General features: G+C 43.1%; 9 protein-coding genes and 2 tRNA genes. 5 read left to right on the top strand and 6 right to left on the bottom strand.

The window, feature by feature from the left end; translation table 11 throughout:
• The 3 genes from VE944_RS16125 to argF all read right to left on the bottom strand — a co-directional run.
• Positions 1-377 (bottom strand): DEAD/DEAH box helicase family protein (locus VE944_RS16125; protein ID WP_324978696.1); only part of this gene is annotated, 377 nt, incomplete at its 3' end.
• Between the two features lie 125 nt (positions 378-502).
• On the bottom strand, positions 503-1,108 hold the full coding sequence (gene lexA / locus VE944_RS16120) for a transcriptional repressor LexA (RefSeq protein WP_324978694.1): 606 nt from the start codon (positions 1,106-1,108) through the stop codon (positions 503-505).
• A 228-nt stretch (positions 1,109-1,336) separates the two neighbouring features.
• Positions 1,337-2,257 (bottom strand): ornithine carbamoyltransferase, encoded by a 921-nt coding sequence (gene argF / locus VE944_RS16115; RefSeq protein ID WP_324978692.1) that lies wholly within the window; start codon positions 2,255-2,257, stop codon positions 1,337-1,339.
• Positions 2,258-2,590: 333 nt separating this feature from the next.
• On the opposite strand from argF, the gene VE944_RS16110 reads away from it, so the two are divergent.
• A tRNA-Thr gene (locus tag VE944_RS16110) sits at positions 2,591-2,662 on the top strand.
• Between the two features lie 48 nt (positions 2,663-2,710).
• A complete protein-coding gene (locus VE944_RS16105) occupies positions 2,711-3,121 on the top strand; it encodes a hypothetical protein (protein ID WP_324978690.1) in 411 nt (136 codons plus the stop codon).
• Positions 3,122-3,204: 83 nt separating this feature from the next.
• On the opposite strand, the gene pyrE is transcribed toward VE944_RS16105, so the two are convergent.
• Complete coding sequence (pyrE, locus tag VE944_RS16100; protein ID WP_324978688.1) at positions 3,205-3,828, bottom strand: orotate phosphoribosyltransferase; 624 nt, start codon at positions 3,826-3,828, stop codon at positions 3,205-3,207.
• Positions 3,829-3,928: 100 nt separating this feature from the next.
• On the opposite strand from pyrE, the gene VE944_RS16095 reads away from it, so the two are divergent.
• Positions 3,929-4,363 (top strand): hypothetical protein, encoded by a 435-nt coding sequence (locus VE944_RS16095; RefSeq protein ID WP_324978686.1) that lies wholly within the window; start codon positions 3,929-3,931, stop codon positions 4,361-4,363.
• Positions 4,364-4,477: 114 nt separating this feature from the next.
• Here the strand turns inward: VE944_RS16095 and VE944_RS16090 are convergent.
• Positions 4,478-4,550: transfer RNA gene (locus VE944_RS16090), tRNA-Ile, on the bottom strand.
• A 294-nt stretch (positions 4,551-4,844) separates the two neighbouring features.
• On the opposite strand from VE944_RS16090, the gene VE944_RS16085 reads away from it, so the two are divergent.
• Positions 4,845-5,543 (top strand): hypothetical protein, encoded by a 699-nt coding sequence (locus VE944_RS16085; RefSeq protein ID WP_324978684.1) that lies wholly within the window; start codon positions 4,845-4,847, stop codon positions 5,541-5,543.
• 101 nt (positions 5,544-5,644) lie between these two features.
• Positions 5,645-7,042, top strand: a complete 1,398-nt coding sequence (locus VE944_RS16080) for a hemolysin family protein (RefSeq protein ID WP_324978682.1) — start codon at positions 5,645-5,647, stop codon at positions 7,040-7,042.
• 53 nt (positions 7,043-7,095) lie between these two features.
• Here VE944_RS16080 and queC read toward each other — a convergent pair whose 3' ends face one another.
• The gene (queC, locus tag VE944_RS16075) at positions 7,096-7,770 is read right to left on the bottom strand and encodes a 7-cyano-7-deazaguanine synthase QueC (protein ID WP_324978680.1); all 675 of its coding nucleotides are present in this window, start codon (positions 7,768-7,770) and stop codon (positions 7,096-7,098) included.
• Positions 7,771-8,128: the final 358 nt, after the last annotated feature.

The raw sequence follows: 8,128 nt of genomic DNA, 5'->3' as shown, positions 1-8,128 counted from the left end.
CGTAAATTCTCGAAAGCTAAAATGGGTTGCAAATTAAATTTTTCGCATTCTCGCGCCCATTGAGTAACGAGATGGCGATAGGGACACACCACCAACAGAACTTGTAAATTAATCTGTTGGTACAATTCACAAGCGATCGCTAATGCGGTAATAGTTTTACCACTACCAGTAGCCATTTTCAGCGTCCCTCTGCCATTGTTGGTAAACCAGTTAGCGATCGCTTGGCGCTGATATTGCCGCAATTGCAGAGACGGAGGCATTCTTGGGCATCCTGGTAATGGTTGCGGAGTGTAATAACTGCCCTTACTTTCCCTTGCAAACGGTAATTTCAATCGGAAAGTGGGCAGTTGCTGCACTGAATTTTTCGTCAGGTACATATATTAAGCACAAAAATGGTAGCGAACCCTAATTAATGGGCATTGGGCATTAAGAGTGCTGAGTGCGGAGTTAGGAGTTATCCCCTTGCCTTCTACTCTCCCTCATCTCCCCCACTCCCCATTACTCAGTTGTAACCACGCCAAACACCAATGAGAGAACCTTGCACCTGCACTTGTTGAGCCATGACTTCGATGGGATTGTACTTAGGATTTGCTGGTTTAAGGGTAACGCGATCGCCTTGGCGATAAAAACGTTTTAATGTTGTACCAAATCCATCTACTCTGGCGGCGACGATAGTACCATTTTTTAAATGATTTGGTTCTGCTACTGGACGCAGAAATACCACATCGCCATCAGTAATTAAATCTTCAATCATGCTATCGCCAGCTACCCGCAAAGCATAAGTTTGGGGAGGTAACTCGAAATTAGAAAAGTCTAGATGATCTACAGCATCAGTAAACGGTTCTATTAAACCACCAGCAGCGATCGTGCCCAAAATTGGTACACCTTGCTTAACAGGACGCAAAATCCGAATCGTTCGTGCTTGGCCTTCAGTCCATTCAATATATCCTTTAGTGCGTAAATGCTCTAAACGGCTTTGAATTGGGGCTGGTGACTTCAAGTTCATCGCTTGCATCATTTGCCGAATTGAAGGCGAATGCTGGTGCGATCGGATGTATTCTGCCAACCATTCATAAAGTTCTTGTTGAGCTTCAGTTAGACGTTCCATAAATTTGTGGGAAGTAATTATAAATGTCTCTAGAACATTAGTACTACAAAAAACTCCCCATAACAAGAGAAAAATAAAAATATGAAAGTCAAAAGCTAGAATATTCTCTTTTCTTTTACCAATTTATTCTTGATTTTTACAAATTTTAAGTAAAGAGCCAGCAGCACACTCGCCATTCTGACTCTTAACTTTTGTACAGACGCTATTAATCGCGTCTCCTAACTCTTTTCATTCCGCCCCTAAGATACTTGCAAGTAAAGCTTTTTGAGCGTGTAGGCGATTTTCTGCCTGTTCCCAAACTCGTGATTGAGAACCTTCAATCACAGCTTCGGTAATTTCTTCACCACGATGGGCTGGTAAGCAGTGTAAAACAATTGCCTCTGGTTCTGCAAGGCTCAATAGCTGCTCCGAAATTTGATAAGGCTGGAAAATTGGCATTCGGTTGTCTGCTTCTGCTTCTTGCCCCATACTCGCCCAAACATCAGTGTAAAGTACAGTAGAACCTTTAGCTGCTAATTCTGGATCATGAGTTACAAGGACTTCCGTTTTGTTATTAGCGATCGCTCTTGCTTGTTCTACAATCTTAGAATCTGGCTCATATCCGCTAGGGGTGGCAATTCTAACATTCATCCCCACCAAAGCACAGCCCAACATCAGAGAATTAGCCATATTATTCCCATCGCCCACGTAGGTCAAAGTTAACCCAGCAAGGGTGTTAAAGCTTTCTTGAATCGTCAATAAATCCGCCAATACCTGACAAGGATGTTCTGCATCGGTAAGCGCATTAATTACCGGAATCTTGGCATAATGAGCAAAAGTTTCTAAATCCTGCTGTGCAAAAGTGCGAATTGCCAAAATATCCAGATATCGGTCTAACACCCGTGCCGTATCCTGTAAAGGTTCCCCGCGACTAACTTGAGTGACATTAGGATTGAGATCGATTACCTGTCCACCCAGTTGGTACATCGCCACAGTAAAACTTACCCGTGTACGAGTTGAAGCTTTGGAGAACAGCAACCCCAAAACCTTATTACACTGCAACTTCAGTTGTTGTGATTTCAGTTGAGTTGCTAATTGCAGGAGTTCTTGAAGTTCAATAGGACTGATGTCCGCTAGACTTAATAAATCTCGTCCGAGCAATGCTGCCATGCTTGTAATCTGTAAAAAATAATTATATATTTCTGTTCCTTTATTCGACCGTGCCAAGAAAATACAGTTGTAGAACTGCGCCCAACCCAGGATTAGAGTTAACTTTTGCCATGCATACTAATTTATCAACTTTATCAGCGTTCGGAATCACTACAATTGCAACGCTAACTCAACCATCTCGATACACAAAAGCAACGATATTGCCAAAATATCCCGTCTTCTAGCCTTATTTCTGAAGAGGGAGATATTTTATAGCAATTACAGCTAGACAAACAAATTAATTATGGTACAATGAGAAATTGTGGTTGCTAATTGAGAGTAATCAAAAAAATTGCCAGCATAGCACAGTGGTAGTGCATCCGACTTGTAATCGGAAGGTCGCGAGTTCAAATCCCGCTGCTGGCTTTAAGTCTCAATGTCCCCGGAATCGCTGGCTTGGCGGAAGCTTGCAGATTGAGACAGCTGGAAATGGAAGCAGATGAAAATGTGATGCCTACGGCGGGCTGCGCCTACGCACTTTTGCAAGATCAACTGCAAAGCTTACTTCAAGCTAAAATTCCTAATTTACTGGTGAATGGAGACTTAAACAACCGTTTATCAGGTAACTTGCATATTTCTACCCCTGACATCCCTAATAGTGCCATTATTGCTAGAATTCGCCATCAATTAGCTATTTCTACAGGTGCGGCTTGTTCATCAGGTATTGTCGCGCCATCTCACGTTCTGCAAGCTATGAATCTTGCGGAAAATATAATTGAGGGAGCGTTAAGAATTGGGATTGGGAAATTTACAACTAAAGAAGAAATCGAAAAAGTATCTTCTGCGATCGTCAGTGCAGTAAAGGCTATTTTGAGCCTAAAATAATAAAACCCTTAATTAGGGCTTTAAGAGTAATATTTTAGATTACATAAATCTGTAAAATTGTCAAATAATTAGGCAATCGACACTTATGAATTCGCAAGTTGTCGATAGCGTTCCTGAACTTCCTGAATCGAAAACAAAGTTTCAAACTTCAACCCAGCAGACTGGTACAGCTCACTTCCCCCTTGTTCTCTGTCTACCAGTGAAATTACTTGATTTACGGTATAACCTGCTTCTTTAAGACGGTCAACCGCTTTCAGAGCAGATTGCCCAGTTGTGACCACATCTTCCAAAACTACTACTTTTGCACCTTCTGGTAAACTGGGGCCTTCTATATAAGCTCTCGTCCCATAACCCTTGGCTTCTTTGCGAATAATCAGCGCTGGTATCGGGCGGTTTTCATAAACAGAAACTACACTCACTGCTGTCACCATTGGGTCAGCCCCCATTGTTAAACCACCTACAGCCTGTGTATCTAGAGGTAATAAAGGTAACAGTAAACGCCCGACTGCCAAAGCGCCTTGAGGATGGAGTGTTACCTGTGTCTTGTTGACGTAATAAGAACTACGCAGCCCAGACGAGAGGAGAAAATCACCTTCTTGATAAGCAAGTTGGCAAAATAAATCTAGTAGCTTATGGCGCAAGGTAATCAAATCAGAAGTGGTTGCCCAAATATCTGAGTGGGTAAGAGTTTCAGTAGGATACGTCATTACAAAACATTAAAAGTTGTGCTACACCAAAGGTTGAACTCATTAGAGTTCTGAGATTAAGCATAAATTAAGATTGCCCAAAAATTGAGGAGTTAGGAACGTGGGTATAAAATTTAAAACCTTTGGTGGTTTATTAGTACTACTTGCTGCTGGTATTGCTTTTCCCTCTGTTGCATCTGCCCAAACGGAAACCCCCAAAATTGAAACTACGAATGATGTATTTGAGCGAGCTTATTTTCGTCACGATCGCAATTTCTACGAAAATGGCAGCCTCAAGCGTCAGTTAGACTCATTTTTAGGATCTGGTTCCAGTTTCGGTGGTTCCTTCCCTGAAAATGAAATTGCCCGCGATGCTGAGTTGGTTAACACTTTATATCATGATGTCCTGACTCAGCAAGTTGGCAACGATCCATACATTCGCACTCCTGATTTACCAAATCCTTACGACACATCGCTGATGATGTCTCCTCGCTTGAACAGTAACAAACTCAAAGTAGGAACTGAATTCAGGTTTGAAACTTTACCACCTCGGTAATATTGGGGAGTGGGGAAGAAGCAGGAGAGCAATGGAGAAGAATTTTCCCCTCTCCCTCTTTTCAATGCCTAATGCCCTTTATCCCTCTATTACTGCTTTTTGATCGTTGTTCAGTGCGCCCTGCTGGAATCGAACCAGCCTGAAGACGAATTATGAGTTCGTTGCCTCCCCAATCGGCCAAAGGCGCTTATTTTGTTTGCTTTCAGGTTCATAAGAGTCAATTACTTCAACTCTTAGGTCAACCTGATTTGCTAATCTTAGACTGAGGAAAATACCTCATGCACTGAGTTTAGCCAATTGGATAATTATAGCACAGATTTACACCTGTGAATACTCGACAATAGCTTATCAGATTTTTATACTACATAATTTAATCATAAAATAGTGCAGACTAATATTGATTAAGTTCCTTTAAGGATTGAGGTCAAAAGCTTCACTATTCTTAAATAGACCAGCATTCTATTGTGATAGCTTGTCAGCAATGAAAATAAATTCTACTGTACTTCTTACTTTGGTTTTGTTAATCCTGATGATGGGAGCAGGGTCTGTGAGTGCCCTTTTGGGGTTTGAACTAGGTAGTTCAGCACTTAAAGGCGTTACTACACCAGATGGGCGTCCTACAACCAAATTTGCCAGTAGTAAGGCAAATAGTTCCCAACAGGGAGGGTTAGTGCTATTAAAAGAAGACGAAATTCTGAAAATTGTTAAGGCGCGAATTGAGGGTAAGACCAAGGCTGCTAAATTGGAAGACCTAGACGATGATGAAGAAACCAATAGCAGTAAGCAGAAGCCAGAGGAAAAACTCCCAGCAGTAGTTGAAGAAAAACTCCAGCCAGGTTTTCCAGTTACAGCCTTGAGTGAGGGCGTAACCATGTCTGTACAATCTGTCCGCTACTCTGGTGGTGATTTGCTACTGAAAGTGAAAATGCAGAACAAAGGTAAAGATTCTGTCCGCTTCCTGTATAGTTTTTTAGATGTTACCGATGATAAAGGACGAACCCTGAGTCCTAGTACAGAGGGTTTACCAACAGAATTGCCTGCAAATGGGCCAGCATTTACAGGTACAGTGAGCATTCCTACAGCTTTACTTGATGATGTCAAGAAAATATCACTTGCTCTTACTGATTATCCCGCTCAAGAATTGAAGCTAGAGGCATTGAATATTCCTGTAGAAAGGTAGGAAAGGACTGGGGGCTGGGGACTGGGGGCGAGGGACTAGGGATTGGGGATTGAATTTTTCCCAATACCCAATCCCTGATACCCAATCCCTAATCTTCCTAAATGGAGGGCGTGAGTTTTACACGAGCTTTGGTGGTGATTGGTTTTCCTAATTTAATTTGGACAGACGTGGCGCTACGGTTATTGTCAGTGCTACTCCTGATTGCCATAAATGCCTTTTTTGTGACGGCGGAATTTTCGATGGTGAGCGTGCGGCGATCGCGTATTCACCAGCTAGTTAAGGCTGGGGATGCTCCAGCGATCGCAGTCGAGATGCTACAACGTAGTATTGATCGACTATTATCTACCACTCAGTTAGGTATTACCCTCTCCAGTTTGGCATTGGGATGGATTGGCGAAAGTACGATTGTTGTGCTGGTTAATGCATGCTTAAAATCCTGGCCTTTACCAAGTAGCATGACTACTTTCCTGGCCCATTCTCTATCAATTCCCATTGCCTTTTTCTTGATTGCTTATCTGCAAATTGTGATCGGAGAATTATGTCCTAAATCCTTAGCCATGCTGTACTCAGAACAGCTCGCTAGGTTTTTGGGGCCTTCGGTAAAAGCGATCGTGCGTTTTTTTGGCCCCTTCATCTGGATTCTCAACCAGTCAACTCGTTTTTTATTGAGGGTTTTTGGCATCCAATACACAGGTCAAGGCTGGAGGCCACCTGTGACTCCCGAAGAATTGCAACTGATTATCTCTACAGAATGGGGATCTACTGGTCTACAGCGTGCAGAGCGAGAATTGCTCAATAATGTCTTTGAGTTCGGCGATGTTATAGCCCAAGATGTGATGATACCGCGCACCAGTATTATCACGCTGCCAAAAGATGCTACCTTCCAGACATTACTCAAGGAAATGGCTGCTACTGGTTACTCTCGCTATCCCGTAATTGGTGAATCACTAGACGATGTTCGCGGCATTGTTTATTTTAAAGATTTGGCACAACCTTTAGCTGTAGGAAATCTCAGTTTAGAGACACAAATCCAACCTTGGATGCGTCCCGCCCGGTTTGTTCCTGAACACACCTCCCTGAGTGAACTTTTGCCAATGATGCAGCAAGAGAAACCAGCTATGGTCATGGTAGTGAATGAATTTGGCTCTACTGTGGGACTAGTGACAATCAAAGATGTCATTGCCGAAATCATTGGCGACGCCAGCGAATCTCAAAGCAGTGACGACTTGATGATTCAGATGTTAAATGAGCATAAATTTTTAGTACAGGCCCAGATCAACCTCGAAGACCTCAACGAAGTTTTGCATCTCAATTTGCCCTTGACAAGAGAATACCAAACACTAGGCGGCTTTTTGCTGTATCAGTTACAAAAAATTCCGGCCATTGGCGAAACCTTCCGGTATCAAAATCTCGAATTCACCGTGGTATCAATTGTTGGCCCACGCCTGCATCAAATTCAACTGCAACGCCTGGAGGAAGAGGGGGATGAGGGAGAGTAATTATCAAGAACTCCCCTACTCCCTACTCACCACTCCCTACTCCCCATCCTTCACTAAGCATACGCCACTGGATCAACGAGTTCCAATTCGGCAAAAGCTGCTAGCCGCAAGCGACAAGAATCACATACCCCGCAGGCGACATCTTCACCGGCATAGCAAGACCAAGTTAGCTCCCAGGGAACTCCCAATTGGTTCCCTAGTTGGATGATTTCAGTTTTTTTCAGGTTGATCAGGGGTGCAACAATATTTATTGGTTGTCCCTCACGCCCTTGTTTGGTTCCCAGACGAAAAACTTCCTGCATTGCCTGGATATAGTCGGGGCGACAGTCAGGATATCCTGAGTAATCTAAAGCATTGATGCCGATATAGACACGTTCAGCTGCGATCGCTTCGGCGTAACCAAGAGCAAAGCTTAAAAAGATAGTATTACGAGCCGGAACATAAGTGACAGGAATATTTTGAGACATTTCATCCAGCGATCGCTCTTGGGGTAAATCAATGGCATCATCGGTAAGTGCTGAACCACCCCATTGCCGTAAATCAAAATTAACTACCTGATGTTTTGCGATCGCAGCTTTTTGAGCAACAGTCAGGGCTGACTGTAACTCTCGTCGGTGTCGCTGCTGATAATCAAAGGAAATAGCATGACATTCACAGCCATCAGCCTTAGCTTTGTATAGAATTGTGGAAGAGTCTAATCCCCCAGATAACAGGATTACAGCTTTCATCTCGGTTGCAAATGTTGGATTTTAAATCGCCAAATTACACCTCAACATTTCTGGTCAAGAAGTAATGCCAAAGCCACTTCTCAACCCTGTGAGTGATGGCAAACAACGCCGCACCGATATTCTAAAGAAATTAATCTACAGTAGTGCAGCACGGCGTAAATAAACATACCCTTCTCCTATCGGAGACGCTACGCGAACGGGTTCACCAGTCGCCTGCGGAGGGTTTTCCTGCCGCAGCGCTGGTTCACCATTTCATATAGCCCAAGAAGCTCGGAATACAATTATGCGTGACTTTTGACTTCCGCCTTGCGGTACTAGTTTTTCTCTAAAAACAGTGTAATATCTTCTCTACCACAGA

It is taken from the genome of Nostoc sp., assembly GCF_035638895.1.
Taxonomy (GTDB): domain Bacteria; phylum Cyanobacteriota; class Cyanobacteriia; order Cyanobacteriales; family Nostocaceae; genus Nostoc.
Note: the sequence above shows the minus strand (reverse complement) of the source record. Positions and strands in the feature narration are given on the sequence as shown.

Bases quoted from the DNA above. Each gene is read 5' to 3' on its own strand.
- lexA (WP_324978694.1), bottom strand. From the start codon at position 1,108: ATGGAACGTCTAACTGAAGCTCAACAAGAACTTTATGAATGGTTGGCA.
- argF (WP_324978692.1), bottom strand. From the start codon at position 2,257: ATGGCAGCATTGCTCGGACGAGATTTATTAAGTCTAGCGGACATCAGT.
- pyrE (WP_324978688.1), bottom strand. From the start codon at position 3,828: ATGACGTATCCTACTGAAACTCTTACCCACTCAGATATTTGGGCAACC.
- VE944_RS16085 (WP_324978684.1), top strand. From the start codon at position 4,845: ATGAAAATAAATTCTACTGTACTTCTTACTTTGGTTTTGTTAATCCTG.
- VE944_RS16080 (WP_324978682.1), top strand. From the start codon at position 5,645: ATGGAGGGCGTGAGTTTTACACGAGCTTTGGTGGTGATTGGTTTTCCT.
- queC (WP_324978680.1), bottom strand. From the start codon at position 7,770: ATGAAAGCTGTAATCCTGTTATCTGGGGGATTAGACTCTTCCACAATT.